The sequence below is a fragment of the Rossellomorea vietnamensis genome, assembly GCF_008180415.1.
GTDB classification, from domain to species: Bacteria; Bacillota; Bacilli; order Bacillales; family Bacillaceae_B; genus Rossellomorea; species Rossellomorea vietnamensis_C.
In genome coordinates this window covers 654,830-669,316 of sequence record NZ_VTEI01000002.1, presented here as the reverse complement: position 1 = coordinate 669,316, position 14,487 = coordinate 654,830, and the positions used below count along the sequence as shown (strand labels likewise).

At 43.5% G+C, this 14,487-nt stretch carries 16 protein-coding genes; 12 read left to right on the top strand and 4 right to left on the bottom strand.

Annotated features, from left to right (window positions below; all coding sequences use genetic code 11):
- Positions 1 to 4 precede the first annotated feature (4 nt).
- From FZC78_RS05920 to FZC78_RS05885, 8 genes are all read left to right on the top strand, one after another.
- Complete coding sequence (locus FZC78_RS05920; protein ID WP_148938697.1) at positions 5 to 697, top strand: CoA transferase subunit A; 693 nt, start codon at positions 5 to 7, stop codon at positions 695 to 697.
- Between the two features lie 29 nt (positions 698 to 726).
- Positions 727 to 1,389, top strand: coding sequence for a CoA transferase subunit B (locus FZC78_RS05915; protein WP_148938696.1), 663 nt, complete (start codon positions 727 to 729; stop codon positions 1,387 to 1,389).
- A 670-nt stretch (positions 1,390 to 2,059) separates the two neighbouring features.
- Entirely contained in the window at positions 2,060 to 2,308 is a 249-nt protein-coding gene (locus FZC78_RS05910; RefSeq protein WP_148938695.1) for a YqkE family protein, read from the top strand.
- Entirely contained in the window at positions 2,308 to 2,832 is a 525-nt protein-coding gene (locus FZC78_RS05905; RefSeq protein WP_148938694.1) for a GrpB family protein, read from the top strand. The genes FZC78_RS05910 and FZC78_RS05905 overlap by 1 nt, the downstream gene beginning before the upstream one ends.
- 405 nt (positions 2,833 to 3,237) lie before the next feature.
- Positions 3,238 to 4,428, top strand: a complete 1,191-nt coding sequence (gene nagA / locus FZC78_RS05900) for an N-acetylglucosamine-6-phosphate deacetylase (protein WP_148938693.1) — start codon at positions 3,238 to 3,240, stop codon at positions 4,426 to 4,428.
- Between the two features lies 1 nt (position 4,429).
- Entirely contained in the window at positions 4,430 to 5,176 is a 747-nt protein-coding gene (gene nagB / locus FZC78_RS05895) for a glucosamine-6-phosphate deaminase (protein ID WP_148938692.1), read from the top strand.
- 24 nt (positions 5,177 to 5,200) lie between these two features.
- The gene (locus FZC78_RS05890; RefSeq protein WP_148938691.1) at positions 5,201 to 5,929 is read left to right on the top strand and encodes a GntR family transcriptional regulator; all 729 of its coding nucleotides are present in this window, start codon (positions 5,201 to 5,203) and stop codon (positions 5,927 to 5,929) included.
- 21 nt (positions 5,930 to 5,950) lie between these two features.
- Positions 5,951 to 6,688 (top strand): SIS domain-containing protein, encoded by a 738-nt coding sequence (locus FZC78_RS05885; protein ID WP_148938690.1) that lies wholly within the window; start codon positions 5,951 to 5,953, stop codon positions 6,686 to 6,688.
- A 342-nt stretch (positions 6,689 to 7,030) separates the two neighbouring features.
- On the opposite strand, the gene FZC78_RS05880 is transcribed toward FZC78_RS05885, so the two are convergent.
- Together FZC78_RS05880 and mciZ are read right to left on the bottom strand one after the other, a co-directional pair.
- On the bottom strand, positions 7,031 to 7,954 hold the full coding sequence (locus tag FZC78_RS05880) for an aldo/keto reductase (RefSeq protein ID WP_148938689.1): 924 nt from the start codon (positions 7,952 to 7,954) through the stop codon (positions 7,031 to 7,033).
- 69 nt (positions 7,955 to 8,023) lie between these two features.
- A complete protein-coding gene (gene mciZ / locus FZC78_RS05875; RefSeq protein WP_148938688.1) occupies positions 8,024 to 8,161 on the bottom strand; it encodes a Z-ring formation inhibitor MciZ in 138 nt (45 codons plus the stop codon).
- 357 nt (positions 8,162 to 8,518) lie between these two features.
- On the opposite strand from mciZ, the gene FZC78_RS05870 reads away from it, so the two are divergent.
- Both FZC78_RS05870 and FZC78_RS05865 read left to right on the top strand, forming a co-directional pair.
- Positions 8,519 to 9,070, top strand: a complete 552-nt coding sequence (locus FZC78_RS05870) for an NUDIX hydrolase (protein WP_148938828.1) — start codon at positions 8,519 to 8,521, stop codon at positions 9,068 to 9,070.
- Positions 9,070 to 10,248, top strand: a complete 1,179-nt coding sequence (locus FZC78_RS05865; RefSeq protein ID WP_148938687.1) for an endonuclease Q family protein — start codon at positions 9,070 to 9,072, stop codon at positions 10,246 to 10,248. The genes FZC78_RS05870 and FZC78_RS05865 overlap by 1 nt, the downstream gene beginning before the upstream one ends.
- A gap of 400 nt (positions 10,249 to 10,648) precedes the next feature.
- Here FZC78_RS05865 and hpaB read toward each other — a convergent pair whose 3' ends face one another.
- Both hpaB and FZC78_RS05855 read right to left on the bottom strand, forming a co-directional pair.
- The gene (gene hpaB / locus FZC78_RS05860; protein WP_148938827.1) at positions 10,649 to 12,103 is read right to left on the bottom strand and encodes a 4-hydroxyphenylacetate 3-monooxygenase, oxygenase component; all 1,455 of its coding nucleotides are present in this window, start codon (positions 12,101 to 12,103) and stop codon (positions 10,649 to 10,651) included.
- A 139-nt stretch (positions 12,104 to 12,242) separates the two neighbouring features.
- Positions 12,243 to 12,830, bottom strand: coding sequence for a GNAT family N-acetyltransferase (locus FZC78_RS05855; protein WP_148938686.1), 588 nt, complete (start codon positions 12,828 to 12,830; stop codon positions 12,243 to 12,245).
- Between the two features lie 76 nt (positions 12,831 to 12,906).
- On the opposite strand from FZC78_RS05855, the gene FZC78_RS05850 reads away from it, so the two are divergent.
- Positions 12,907 to 13,146, top strand: coding sequence for a hypothetical protein (locus tag FZC78_RS05850; protein ID WP_148938685.1), 240 nt, complete (start codon positions 12,907 to 12,909; stop codon positions 13,144 to 13,146).
- Positions 13,147 to 13,773: 627 nt separating this feature from the next.
- The gene (gene spoIIM / locus FZC78_RS05840) at positions 13,774 to 14,430 is read left to right on the top strand and encodes a stage II sporulation protein M (protein WP_148938684.1); all 657 of its coding nucleotides are present in this window, start codon (positions 13,774 to 13,776) and stop codon (positions 14,428 to 14,430) included.
- The last annotated feature ends 57 nt before the right edge of the window (positions 14,431 to 14,487 follow it).

Below are 14,487 nucleotides of genomic sequence, written 5' to 3'. Positions count from 1 at the left end.
CTTGATGAAACAAGTATATACTTCTTTTAATGACGCGATTGAAGATATCAAAGATGGAGCCACATTAATGGTCGGCGGATTTGGGCTGTGCGGAATCCCGGAAAACCTGATTCTTGCCCTTGTTGAGAAAGGTGTAAAAGACTTAACGGTCATTTCCAACAACTGTGGAGTGGATGATTGGGGACTTGGCTTGCTCTTGCGCAACAAGCAGATCAAGAAGATGATCGGATCCTATGTGGGTGAAAATAAAGAGTTTGAAAGACAGGTGCTTTCAGGGGAAATTGAGGTAGAATTGGTGCCTCAAGGAACACTGGCCGAAAAAATCAGGGCAGGCGGTGCGGGAATCCCGGCATTCTATACCCCTACAGGAGTCGGCACACCAATTGCAGAAGGAAAAGAAACCCGTACATTCAACGGAAAAAAGTACTTATTAGAGGAAGCGTATACAGCTGACTTCAGTCTCGTCCGTGCCTGGAAAGGCGATAAAATGGGAAATCTGATTTATAACAAAACAGCAAGAAACTTCAACCCTATGATTGCAGCGGCTGGAAAAGTGACAATCGCCGAAGTGGAAGAGCTGGTGGAAACGGGCGATCTTAATCCAAATGAAATTCATACTCCAAGCATCTATGTGAAGCGCATCATCCAGGCAGAGCAGGAAAAAAGGATTGAAAGAAGAACAGTCAGCAGCCATTAAGTTGGAGTCAGGGAAAGGAGAGAAGGAAAATGGACCGCGCGAAAATGAGAGAAAAAATAGCCAGAAGAGCAGAAAAAGAGATACAGGACGGATTCTATGTCAATCTTGGAATCGGTATGCCGACACTGGTTGCCAACTATATTTCAGACAATAAGCAGGTTGTTCTGCAATCTGAGAATGGATTACTCGGTATCGGGCCCTACCCTTCAGAAGATGAGGTGGATGCTGACCTGATCAATGCGGGAAAAGAAACGGTAACAGCGATCCCGGGCTCTTCCTACTTTGACAGCTCGGAATCTTTCGCCATGATCAGGGGCGGACATATTAACGTGGCAATCCTTGGCGGAATGGAAGTATCCGAGAAAGGAGATCTGGCCAACTGGATGATCCCAGGCAAGATGATCAAAGGGATGGGAGGCGCCATGGATCTTGTTCATGGAGCTCAGAAAATCATCGTCATTATGGAACATGTGAACAAAGACGGCGAGGGTAAAATTCTAAAAGAATGCAGCCTTCCGCTGACAGGAGAAGGTGTAGTGCACAGAATCATTACCGACCGTGCCGTCATCGATGTAACGGACAATGGACTGGTTCTGAGGGAAGTGGCAGAAGGCTACACTGTTGAAGATGTAACTTCGACAACCGAACCTCAATTGACCATTGATGATAACTTGGTGACAGACGCATTTTAGTCTCTTATACGGTTTACGAGTGACACCAAACTACGAATAAGCAAGGTCTGGTGTCACTCAAACGTTTCATGAAGAACACCAAGTCATCAAATGTAGTATCCAGGTGTCACTCAAACGTTTCACCAAGGATATCAAACCACAAAAAAACAGTACTCTGGCAGTTTTTTGAAGAGGGAAGCGCTATGCTTCTCTTTTTTTATTTTTTTGGTAAAATCATGGTATTGTAGTTTCGGTATGGCTGCTTCTCCTTTTGTCTTAGGGGGGAGAACTTAGAGGTTATGAGGAAAACGTATTATTAGCAAAAAGCATGCCCTTCGATAACGGCACGACACAGAAAGAAACATACCAACAACAAGGACCGCGTGACAAGATAACGGTAAGATTCGGAGGGGAACATACCAACAACAAAGAGTGAGCCCTTAGATAACGGTGTGATTCGGAAAGAAACGTACCAACAACAAAGAGCAAGCTCCTAGATAACGGTACGATTCGAGAGGAAACATACCATTAACAAAGAGCGAGCCCTTCGATAATGGTACGATTTGGATGAAAACATACCAACAACAAAGAGCAAGCCTCTAGATAACGGTAAGATTCAAAGGAAATGCACCATCAACCAATAGCGGGCACCTAGATAAGGGTACAAATCAAAAAGAGGAGGAAAAGCCCCATGAAGAAAAAACAGCAGCGGAAGCGTCCATCCACAAAGAATAATGAAGAATTGACATTGAAGGACACATTGCAATCTGATGTGTTTCAGGCGTTAAAAGATAAAAAGAAAGAGCTTGAAAAAGAAGAAACCACCCGGAAGGAAGAGGAAGCGGAGAAAAAAAGGCAAGAAATGAAACAGCGGGAAAAAAATAAATCGTTTGAAGAACTTCTCGGTGAAAGCAGCATGAACTGGAAGGATTATAAGTGATGTCCAGGAAAGTCGAGGTGACCTCTTACCGTCCTCAGTGGAGAGAGCAATTTCTTCAAGAAAAGAAAAGGCTGGAATCAGTTTTTCAAGGAATCAGAGCGGTGATTCATCACATCGGATCGACGTCGGTGGAAGGATTGGCGGCCAAGCCCATCATCGACTTTCTTATTGAGATTCCAGACATTGGTGCGGCAGATGACAGGACTGACAATTTAGAGGCACTGGGGTATGTGGGGAAAGGTGAAAATGGTATAGCCGGACGCAGATATTTTTTCTTTGAAAATAAAGAAGGTGAAAGGTTGTATCATGTTCACATCTTCGCGTCAGGCAGTGAAGATATCGAAAGGCACTTGCTTTTCAGGGATTATCTAAGAGTAATGAAAGTTGAAGCGGAAAAATACGGCAGGCTGAAAAGTGAATTAGCGGCAAAGTATCCGAATAATATTGAAGCATACATAGAAGGAAAAAATGATTTTGTCCGGGAGTTGGAAATGCGGGCTTTGAAATGGGCACGAAGCAGGTGAAATCAGAAGTACAGGCCGCTGCTTTTCTATGTTACAATTTCTTACCCTGCTTTCCAGTACAAAAAAAGTAGTGTCTGAACAGAATTCAAATCTGAACAGAACACTACTTTTTTTATGCTTACAGCTGGACTGAATCTCAAAGGGATTAAACCAGCAGAAGCGCAATTCCCTCGGTAAGTTTCATTTTATCTAAAAGATAATTAATTTAGTATGCTTATCTATACCAGTAACCACTTTCCTAAATGGTGTTTACCGTTTATTCTTTTATAGACGTTTAATTGGTATAGACAACTATACTAGTTGGATGCTAAGATAAAAAAGAATCCAAAAAATATCAAGAGTTATAAAAGTTGTACTCTATATAGAAGAACCGAACAGTCTCCACTCTGAAAGGATGAGATAAGAATGACGAGCCATAAACCTATTTTGCTGAGAGGGATGCAGATTTATTCCGGGGAATCCAAGCTGGAAAAGGGTTATATAAAGATGAAAGACCACAAGATTGTCGACATTGGGCCAGAGGAGGATTTAACAGGAGCGGAAGGATATGAGATTTTGGATTTTCCTTCTGGTTCCATGGCGGTTCCCGGCTTCATTGATGTTCATATCCATGGAGTGAACGGTGCGGATGTTATGGATGCGACAGAAGAAGCATTGAATAATATGGTAAGAACTCTTCCCAGGGAAGGGACCACCAGTTTTTTAGCGACTACCATGACCCAAAGCAGGAATGAAATTGAAAAAGCTTTAAAAAACACGGGAAGTTACATTCATACACAGAAAAACAACGGACAATCAGAAATCATCGGTATCCATTTGGAAGGGCCATTTGTGAATGAGAAGAAGGCAGGCGCCCAGCCGAAGGAGCATATCGAAGATCCCGACGTGAATGTTTTTAAAAAATGGCAATCCATATCGCAGAACTCTATTAAGCTTGTCACATTGGCTGTTGAACAAGCGGGCGGACTGGAGATGGTTCGCTATTTGAGTGAGACTGGAGTCATTGCATCCATAGGCCATTCAGATGCTGCCTATGAAGAAGCAGATGCTGCAATTGCGGCTGGTGCCAATCATGTCACCCATCTATTTAATCAAATGAGAGGGCTGCACCACCGTGAGCCTGGTGTTGTAGGAGCAGCCTTTTTAAGAGATGAGTTAAAAACTGAAATCATCGCTGACGGAATTCATGTGCATCCTGAAATGATCAAGCTGGCCTATAGGGAAAAAGGGGAAAAAGGGATCATCCTGATCACGGATTCCATGAGAGCGAAATGCTTGAAAAATGGACAATACGATTTGGGAGGACAAGAGGTCATTGTGCAGGACGGGAAGGCAGTCCTTGAGGACGGAACACTGGCAGGCAGTATTCTTAAGATGGACAATGCTGTAAAAAATATGCTGGCTTATACCGGGTGCCAGATTCATGAGGTTATTGAAATGGTATCCGTTAACCCGGCAAAACAATTAAACATATTCGATCGAAAAGGAAGCATCTCAAAAGGGAAAGATGCGGATATCGTCATATTGGATGAAAATATGGAGGTTCTGATGACTTTCTGTCGCGGAACGACTGCTTTTAGAGAAGAGGAGAATTGAAGTGAAGATTATCGAAGCAGAAGACTACCAGGAAATGAGCCGGTTGGCAGCGGTACTTATATCTGGAAAAGTCGGCAGTTCAGAAAAAATCAACCTTGGCCTGGCGACAGGCGGAACACCGATCGGAACTTACACCAAACTAATTGAAGATCATCAAAAAAATCAAACTTCATATAAAAACACATCCACCTTTAATTTAGATGAGTATGTCGGTCTTTCAGGAGACCATCCCAGCAGTTACCGTCACTATATGAATAAAAAACTCTTCAATCATCTCGATATAAAAAAATCGAACACGCATATTCCCCGTGGAGATGTCCGGGACATGCTGCAGGAATGCCTTGATTATGAAAGGCGGATAGCAGAATCCGGGGGAATCGACTTGCAGATTCTTGGAATCGGAAGCAATGGGCATATTGGTTTCAATGAGCCGGGAACCTCGTTTCATTCCAACACCCATCTGGTGCGATTAGCAAAATCAACCCGGGAAGCAAATGCCAGGTATTTTGACAGCCTGGAAAAGGTACCGGGAAGAGCAATCACTATGGGAATTTCAACAATCATGAAGAGTAAGGAAATCCTGCTCCTTATTTCAGGCGAAAGAAAAAGAGAGGCTTTTGACCGTCTCATGGAGAATGAAGTGACCGAAAACTTCCCGGCTTCAATATTAAGAAACCACCCCCATGTTACAATAGTTGCTGATAAAGCAGCTCTGGGAAATAACAGTTGGTTTTGTGAAAAAGCTTAAAAGAAAGGGTGTTCGTCAAGTAGAATGATTAAAAAAAATTCCCCTATCCCTATATACTATCAACTTGGTGAAATCATTAAAAACAAGATAGAAAGCAGTGAACTGAAGCCGGGTGACTCTCTCCCTGCAGAAAGAGAATATGCCGAGCAATTTCAAATCAGCCGGATGACCGTCAGACAAGCTTTCACACAATTAGTGAATGAAGGGTATTTGCACCGCATACAAGGCAAGGGCACATTCATAGCGGAACGGAAGCCTAAAATCGAACAGGCCCTGCAGGGATTAACAAGCTTCACTGAAGATATGAAATCAAGAGGGCTGAAACCCGGGAGCAAGTTGGTTCAATTTGAGATCATCCCCGCGACCAGCTACATAGCTGCTCAGTTAGGGATACAGGAATATGGACCTGTCTATGAAATAAGAAGAATTCGTTTAGCGGATGATGCGCCGATGGCACTGGAAACCAATTATATATCCGCGAACTTTATCAAAGGCCTTACAGAAAAGATTGTAAACCAATCCCTTTATGCTTATATTGAAAACGAATTGGACTTGAATATCGATCATGCCTCCCAAGTGATCGAATCATCAGTGGCGAGCGAAATGGAAGCTGAATTTCTTGATATTCAACCAGGCGCACCTGTGATGCTCATTCAAAGACACACCTTCCTGGCAGACGGAACCCCAGTGGAATTTGTTCAATCTTCCTATAGAGCGGATAGATATAAATTCAAAATCCAAATGAACAGGTAGTTAAGAGGGGAGGGAAGATTTATGTTTAAGCAATATTTTAAAAAGCTTGAAGAATTATTGAACGTTATAGAGAAAGCTGAACATGATAATATCAAAAAAGCAGCAGAGGAAATAGCACGGAGCATACAGCAGGGAGGGATTGTCCATGTGTTCGGCTGCGGACATTCCCATATCCTTGGTGAAGAATTATTTTACCGTGCCGGGGGATTGGTTCCCATCAGTCCTCTATTAATAGAAGATTTGATGCTCCATAAAGGTGCGGTACGTTCCTCACAGTTGGAAAAAGAAGAGAGGTTCGCTGAACAATTCATGGCTGATATAAAAATTGAGCCAGAAGATGTGATGGTAGTAGCGTCCACTTCGGGTAGAAATCAAGTGCCGGTCGATGTGGCAGAAATCGCCAGAAGGACAGGCTCGTTTGTCATTGCCATTACTTCTCCGCGTTATTCTGACAGCCAGCCTTCGCGTCACAGTTCCGGAAAATTCTTATATCAATCTGTAGACCTTGTAATAGATAACCATATAGAAATCGGAGATGCCCTCATGAGTAAGGAAGATCTCGATGTCCCGTTTGGAACTGGGTCAACTATTATTGGCGCAGCGATTATAAATGGGATCATGGTAGAAGCAGTAGATCTAATGGTGAAAAACGGCTTCAACCCTCCTATTTTTAAAAGCGGAAATGTGGACGGTGCTGAAGAACATAATAGAAGGTTGATCAATCAATATAAAAGCAGGATTCCCATGCTTGAAGAATGAGAATAATAGGCTGAAGGCTATCTGCCAATTTGGTTTAGATGGCTTTATTTAATATGAAGGGGAAATTTGAGGGTATCCCAGCCTCCACAAGGCCAGGGATACCGAAGTGAAGTGGTTTCAAAAAAGCCTCTAGAGTCCACATGGTCAGAGAAACCGAAGTGAAGTGGTCTGTAAAACGCCTCTAGCCATCACATGGCCGACAACGAGGTTAAAATTAAAGGATGTAAAAAAGTAATAAACCTCTCTCAAGTCTCGCCAAAAATTCACAGCAATAAAAAGCAGAGGCAATGGTTCACCACCACGGCTCCCTGCTTTTTACAAAACCTTCCCCCGCTCGGAAACCTAAATGCGGTGCTGTTCATACACATTCTGCTTCGTTAATTCCTTCAATACCTGTATCTCCTCTTGGGCAAGCGGCTCTGATTTTACGGCCTTGGCGTTTTCCTGAACCTGGCGGGCAGAACTTGCACCCGGCACGACGGCGGAAACTTCCTCGTGGCTTAGGATATATTGAAGGGCGATTTCGTTCATGGATCGCTCACTTGCCAGTTTGCCATGAATGCTTGAAAGGACTTCCTCAAGTTCCAGATAAGAGTAGTCGAGATATCCATTCTCTTTGATTTTTTCTGAAGCCTTTTCAAGCATCCTATCACTGAGCAGTCCCTTTGCGATAGGACCTCTTGTCACGACGCTCACATTTTTTTCTTTAAGGAGGGGGAACAGTTCCTCCGGACGTCTGTCCAATAAGCTGTACTGCATCATTACAGAGACCAGGTTGGAGGACTCTGTGAAGCGTTTTATGACATTTTGCCGGATAGAGGAGATTCCATAATAACGGATGATTCCTTCCTGTTTAAGTTCCTCGAAGGCTTCGATTGTTTCATCAGCGGGGTCCTCGATGGTGCCGCCATGAAGCTGAAACAAATCGATATAATCAGTTCCGAGTCTTTTTAGGCTGTTCTTAGCTGCTTCCTTTATATATTCCTTAGAAGGATCCCAATGCCAGTTATCCTTGGCATCATTCCAGCAGTTGCCGGCTTTAGTGGCGATGATGACATCCTCCCTGACTGATTGCAGGGCTTTGCCGACGATTTTTTCGTTTTCACCGAAGTCGTAAAGGTCGGCTGTATCAAAATAATTGATACCCTCTTCTAAGGCTGCTTCAATGATGTGCTGAGCTTTATCAGGATTTTCTCCAAGGGACATACAGCCCAGCCCCATTTTGCTTACAAACAGTTCAGAATTGCCTAATTGCCGTTTTTCCATGATTGCCTCGCGTCCTTTCTTCCTTTTTGTTAATGATATTGTACCGAATAAGGACAGGAGAAACCAAGTTTACTGTTTCGCATTCTTGGAGGCCTGGATCCACTCTTCAACATTCTGAAACTGTTTACTGTATTCTTTCAGTTTTGCTCTTACTTCCCATGCTTTTCCGCAGAGAATGAATCCATTAGAGCGAATAATGACTTTCATCTGTAAAAACCTCCGCAAATGAATTTTAAAAAGGCTCTTTTCGTAAACTTTGTTGCTATTTCAGACAAATTCCAAAAAATTAACCATAATTCACCGGAATAACCTCGTAACCCGGAAAAGAAAAGAGCTGCTCTCTCAGATTTGAGAGAAAACCCTTAGCATACGGGGATATCCAAAAGCAACAATGTATGCTAATACAGCTTTTAAAAATGATAAGGAATAGACTACAGACAGGTACGGTGTGATTAATACATATTCAAAAGAGGAAATAGTATGAGTGAAAGCAAGAAAGAAGGGATTGTAAAGAAATTTTGCTATAATGGATGACAACTATAGTTTCAGGACAGGAGTGTAATGATGAAGAAATTTGAAGAAAAGACATTGAATACAGAGAAAATTTACCAGGGGAAAATCATTGATTTGCAGGTGGATGAAGTAAGCCTGCCTAACGGAAAGACATCAAAGCGGGAATTGATTAAGCATCCTGGTGCAGTCGCAGTCATTGCGCTGACAGAAGAGGGAAAAATCGTGATGGTCGAACAGTATCGGAAAGCCCTGGAAAAATCAATTGTGGAAATCCCTGCCGGAAAGTTGGAAAAAGGCGAAGAACCAATGAAGACAGCGGAACGGGAATTAGAAGAGGAAACAGGATACGGCTGCAGAAACATGAAGCCGCTCATATCCTTTTATACATCCCCAGGATTTGCCGATGAACTGGTGCATTTATTTATTGCAGAAGATATTTACAAGATGGAAAATGCGAGCGGGGCTGATGAAGACGAGTTTGTAGAACTGCTGGAGGTCACTCTTGAAGAAGCACAGTCGATGATTGAGGATCAAAGGATTTTTGATGCAAAGACTGCTTATGCTGTCCAATATTTGCAATTGAAAGAAGCAATGAAGGGCTGATGAAAGAATACTTTGCCGATCTGCACGTCCATATTGGAAGGACTGCAAAGGGACGCGCGGTAAAAATAACAGGATCAAGGACCTTGACACTGCAAAATATCCTGCGTTATTCAGGAGAACCAAAAGGCCTCCATATGACAGGGGTCATTGACTGCCATTCCCCTGAAGTCATTCAGGAAATTGAAGAGCTGATCGGAACTGGGGAACTGATGGAATTGGAAGATGGCGGGTTTCAGCATCATAATGGCCTTGTTTTGATTCCCGGAAGCGAACTTGAAATATATGATGAGAACTGTAAAGGCCCCATTCACGTCCTAGCGTATTTTCCAGATCTCGCGGCGTTGAAATCATTTTCAGCCTGGCTGAGTGAAAGAGTGACCAATATCCATCTCAGTTCACAGAGAATCTATGCAGGGGGACAGGAACTTCAGCGGGAAGTGAAGTCCCTCGGAGGCCTGTTCATACCGGCCCATATTTTCACCCCTTTCAAAAGTCTGTATGGTAAAGGAGTAAGGAACTCCTTAGCTGAAGTATTCCTTCCGGGCATGATTGATGCAGTTGAGCTTGGATTGAGCAGCAACACAGAGATGGCCAATTCCATTACCGAACTGCATGACTATCCATTTCTGACTAACTCTGATGCGCATTCGCTCGCCAAGATTGCCAGGGAGTACAACTCTATTACAATGGAAAGTCCTTCATTTAAAGAGCTTGGAATGGCCCTTCGGAATGAAGAAGGAAGGGGGATTGCAGCCAATTACGGTTTGGATCCTCTTTTGGGAAAATATTATGAAACGACTTGCAGCGATTGCAGTACCATAGTTCCGGATAAAGGGGAAGAGTGCCCGGAGTGCGGTCATACTAGAAAAATCAGAGGGGTAAAGCATCGGATTGAGGATTTATCCGGAGAGGCGATTCCGCCGGCAAGGCCCCCATACATTCCGCAGGTCCCACTGGAATACATTCCGGGCCTCGGCCCCAAAACGATGGAAAAACTGCTGAATCATTTCGGCACAGAGATGGACATCCTTCACTTTGTTCCGAAAGTAAAGTTAGCAGAAGCCACGACTGAACCTCTTGCAGACAGCATCCACAAAGCAAGGATTGGAAGGCTTGCCATTCATGCCGGCGGAGGAGGGAAGTACGGGAAGGTCTCCAGACAGAATAATAATCAGTAAGCATGTTATCCTTGTCGTCTTAACCATTGGAAAACAGCGGGCTGAAAGAAAAGGTTCTTGAATAGTATCGTAGTGTTATCTCAACTGAATGACAATAAAACGTCCTGTGATGTGCACAGGGCGTTTTATTGTTTTAGAAGTTGCTATTGCAGAAAATAGATAACTTTTTGAAACATAATGGAAGCGGTCAGTGTCTAATCGTGAAAGAGTGTTTCAGTTGTAGTAAAGGGATGATGAGATGGACTCCATTAATCTGAGGGTTTCTATGCAAATTTCATTAGGGATTTCAGCGGTTGCTTTTCTTTTCGGTATCATGAAAAAAATCCTTGGTTCTGCTGTTGACCAATGCAGGTTCGAGAATAAAACTGGTCCTTCACCCTTTAGGTACTTCCCGCTCAAGTTATCCCCTCTCATTCAAGTCAAGAAACTCACAGATATTATTCACATATTCCTGTTTAGGATACGAGTTGTATAAGATACCGGCAAGGCGGACAGGGTCACCAAAGAAATACCTTTCATATTGAGTCTGCCTGGTGCCAAAGGGGCTCATGGTAAGGTCCCATGCCAGGCGGAATATCCTGGTTTTGTCCTCAGCGGTCTGGTTCGCTCCTTTCAAATACTTCTCAAGGTCTGGCATTACTGGAGAATGAAAGGCGTTTTCAGTAGGGAGAGTAACCATTCCGCTGGCCCCGATAAGCTGAAGAATTTCTGAGAAACGAGGATAGATTTTAGGGAATATGTTCGTTGCCACCCGAAGCGGGGTGATGCTTGGCCGCATGAACCCGTGTTCATCCTGTTTGGCGTCGTTTTCGGATTTCTCCAGCAGAGCTTTCATGGTCTCGAGTCCAATGATGATTTCAGATACTTTCTCTTGAATATGGAAGTATTCTCTTACACCAATTGTCTCAATCAGAAATTGAGCAAGACCGAGGACGAACTCGAGCTTGACGATCTGCCTGGTCAGGACCTGGTGGGTGGCAAAGTGATGAAAAGAGCTGTCTAGTATAAGCTTGTTGGACGCGTCCGGATTGTCGTAAAAAAATACAGAGTCCCAAGGTACCAATACCTCATCGAACACAATGATGGAATCCATTTCCTCATACCTTGAGCTGAGGGGGTGATCAAAAGCCGAGCTTCCGCCTACAAATGAATCCCTGCAAATGAACTTAAGACCTTTTGTGTCAGAGGGTATTGAAAAGGCAAATGCTTCCCCAGTTTCGAATAAAAGCTTGCTCGGGGCACTGAAGACCAAAACTTCATCACTTAACCCTCCTTGTGTGGCAAGGAGGCGTGCCCCTTTTATAATGAGGCCGTCCTTATTCTTTTCGATAACCCTGGCAGAGACGGGGTCATCATCGTCTTCAAAATTGCTCTGTGAACGATTGACTTGAGGAGTGATGAACGTATGTGTAAAGGACAGGTCGTTCTCCCGGGCCCGTTCATACACTGTCTGAAAATGAGCGGGAAAACAATTCTCTTGCTCTTTTAAAATAGTCGCAGAACAAGCAAAGCTCATGAGAACCGTGCTGAGGTAATCAGGGCTTCTTCCCATCATCCCGCAAGTGTGTCCTGCCCAGCGCTCCATCATTTTCCGCCTAGTATATAGATCATCTTTTGTCACTGGCTGCAGAAAAGAAAGTCCTACAGGCTCCTTTGTGGATGGAGAAGTGTAGGTCATTTCTTTCATGTGATCCGGATTTCTTTGTAAATCATAAAGAGAGGCTTTTGTCTCGATGATCCCCTTGAAGGCGGGGTGCTCAGATAAATTCCCCTCTAATCGCTTCCCGTCAAACCAAATCTCTGTTTCCATGCTATCAAGCCGGTTGATATACGTTTTTCCATTGATGGCTCCCAATTGCTTCATCCCCCCGGTGTAATGAAGGCTCACGGCCGTATTTGCGTTCATTATATTCACAGCTGTCTATGTCCGATTGAGGTATGTGTCCATAGGGGGAATCCAGATTTGAAGAGAATTGAGTGACAGTTGGGCGGCTTTAATGGAGATGATATTCCCATTCATCCGCCAAAACTGAATATACACAGGTGTTTCTTAGGTTCTTTCCATCAGCGCTCAAGCTGTCACGGCGAAGGATACCTTCCAATGTGTAACCGAGGCGCTCAGGAATCCGGCGCGAAGCGATATTCAATTCATCACAGCGGATTTCCACTCTGTTGGCTGCAAAATGTTCAAAAGCAAATCGCGTCAGTTCTTTGACGGCTTCGGTCATATAGCCCTTCCCGCCATGACCGAATACTCCCCAGTAGCCGATTTCAACGCTGCCCGCTTTCCAATCCATGCGGTGATATCCTGTCGAGCCAACCAGCTCTCCACTTTCTTTTTCGAAAATATGGAGCCGGAAATCTTTTCTGGCAATGAATTGAGCATAAGACTGCCGTACACCTTCCTCCACTTCTTCGATGGATTGTTCTTTTTGGGCAAAGGGCATCCACTCTGACAGTGTTTTGATAGATGAGTTGATTGCTTCGTGCACCATTTTTCCGTCGCCTGGCTGGCAGGGCTTTATGTAAAGGCGGTTGGTTTCAATACTTTCTGGAAAATCAATAAGAATGGGTTTATCCATCTTGATTCCTCCTCAGTTTTCTGAAAATTATAGCGGATAAGAACACTGCCTGCAACTTATGGGAGTAAGTATATTAATGATGACTATTTTTTTGAAGGCTGATTGTATCAGTAAAAGTAAAAATAGGTATGGCCAAACTAAGGCTCTTCTCGTTAACTTTGTTGCTATTGATACTGATTTCAAAAAAAAGCCTATTACGAAAATGAAATCTGGCAAAACCGAAAAGAAAAGAGCTAATCTTCCGCGTTTAGAGTTAAAACCTTTAGTATCCGGGGAAAAAATCCGGTTCTTGGGATTTATCCGAAAGCAACAATAAATGTGAAAACAACCTTATACAGTTAGAAGAGTAAATGCTCTTTATGTTAGATGTTGAGGGGAGAAGGTGTCATTAGTGCTTATCTAAAAGGTTGTTGTTATTGAATGCTATTTACCTTAATCCCCATTTTAGCTAAAACGATTGGAGCGGAAGCCGGGCGACCTCCTGCGGGACTAGCGGGCGTCTAGTTCCAGCGCCTAGCCCCTCGGGGTCAAATAACCTCAAGAGAATAAAAGGAAAGACCGCCTTTTTTTCTCTTGAGAACATTCGCCTGTCGGGGCTGACCGAGGCGCTTCCACTTTTTAAGCAGGCGAAGCCGAGGAGGCTCATCCAGCTTCAGCGGCCAGCGACTAGCAGATTTCGGTCTCTCTCCTTGCGATAAGTCATCATCGAATCGCTTAAGCTCTTCGTGATTCCTTTATCTCATATGAGAGCCCTAAAATCTGTACGTCGCTGAACGGCCGCTTCCGCTTTTGCTTCAACGCCCGCCCCGCGGAGTCGCGCGGCTGGAGCGGAAATCTATTACTTTGAACAGCCGCAACCTTTGTGAAAAGAGCATATACAACAGACATAATTACTAGATTTGCTACATAGTATCTAGTAACACGTATTTAGGAGGAAAAAAAGATGCGAAAGGGAATCTCAGCAAAAAATCCAATAATTGAACATGTACAGTCACATTCCTCTATCTATTTATTCATATTGACTCTCTTTTTAATGGGCGTCATCTTCGGCGCTGTGGTTGTGAACAGCCTTTCTTTCACTCAAAAAGAAGATTTGTATTTCTATCTCGGACAGTTTTTTGGAGAGATATCTGATGGAAAGATTGCTTCCTCAGAGGAATTATTTCGCCAGAGCTTTCTTCATAATGTAAAGTATTTGGGGTTCATGTGGCTCCTTGGCATATCCATCATTGGTCTTCCGCTCATTTTTATCCTTCTGTTCATGAAAGGGGTCGTGATAGGGTTCTCAGTAGGCTTTCTGGTGAATCAGATGGACTGGGACGGTTTCCTGTTATCTTTCGCAGCCGTTCTTCCACAAAATATTGTGATCATCCCTGCATTCATATTTATCAGTGTCATTAGTGTCAGTTTTTCCTTGACGCTTATCCGCAAGATATTCATGAAGCTTTCACCGCACTCCCAGGTGCAAATGGTGCCGCTGCTATCAAGGTACGTTCTGGCTTTCGTTCTGGCCATAGCTGTCATTACAATTGCTGCCGGGATTGAAGCTTATATTTCACCGAACCTGATGAAGGCGATGGTTAATCTACCTACTAAATAATAATTATTATTTAATATCTATTATAATCTCTTCTTTGTAATTATTTTATTTTGCTTA

Excerpts from the sequence above, each read along its gene's own strand:
- FZC78_RS05905 (WP_148938694.1), top strand. The coding sequence starts at position 2,308 with ATGTCCAGGAAAGTCGAGGTGACCTCTTACCGTCCTCAGTGGAGAGAG.
- mciZ (WP_148938688.1), bottom strand. The coding sequence starts at position 8,161 with ATGAAAGTCATTATTCGCTCTAATGGATTCATTCTCTGCGGAAAAGCA.
- spoIIM (WP_148938684.1), top strand. The coding sequence starts at position 13,774 with ATGCGAAAGGGAATCTCAGCAAAAAATCCAATAATTGAACATGTACAG.
- FZC78_RS05855 (WP_148938686.1), bottom strand. The coding sequence starts at position 12,830 with ATGGATAAACCCATTCTTATTGATTTTCCAGAAAGTATTGAAACCAAC.
- FZC78_RS05885 (WP_148938690.1), top strand. The coding sequence starts at position 5,951 with ATGTTTAAGCAATATTTTAAAAAGCTTGAAGAATTATTGAACGTTATA.
- FZC78_RS05890 (WP_148938691.1), top strand. The coding sequence starts at position 5,201 with ATGATTAAAAAAAATTCCCCTATCCCTATATACTATCAACTTGGTGAA.
- FZC78_RS05915 (WP_148938696.1), top strand. The coding sequence starts at position 727 with ATGGACCGCGCGAAAATGAGAGAAAAAATAGCCAGAAGAGCAGAAAAA.
- FZC78_RS05920 (WP_148938697.1), top strand. The coding sequence starts at position 5 with ATGAAACAAGTATATACTTCTTTTAATGACGCGATTGAAGATATCAAA.
- FZC78_RS05870 (WP_148938828.1), top strand. The coding sequence starts at position 8,519 with ATGAAGAAATTTGAAGAAAAGACATTGAATACAGAGAAAATTTACCAG.
- FZC78_RS05865 (WP_148938687.1), top strand. The coding sequence starts at position 9,070 with ATGAAAGAATACTTTGCCGATCTGCACGTCCATATTGGAAGGACTGCA.
- nagA (WP_148938693.1), top strand. The coding sequence starts at position 3,238 with ATGACGAGCCATAAACCTATTTTGCTGAGAGGGATGCAGATTTATTCC.
- FZC78_RS05880 (WP_148938689.1), bottom strand. The coding sequence starts at position 7,954 with ATGGAAAAACGGCAATTAGGCAATTCTGAACTGTTTGTAAGCAAAATG.
- FZC78_RS05850 (WP_148938685.1), top strand. The coding sequence starts at position 12,907 with ATGATGACTATTTTTTTGAAGGCTGATTGTATCAGTAAAAGTAAAAAT.
- FZC78_RS05910 (WP_148938695.1), top strand. The coding sequence starts at position 2,060 with ATGAAGAAAAAACAGCAGCGGAAGCGTCCATCCACAAAGAATAATGAA.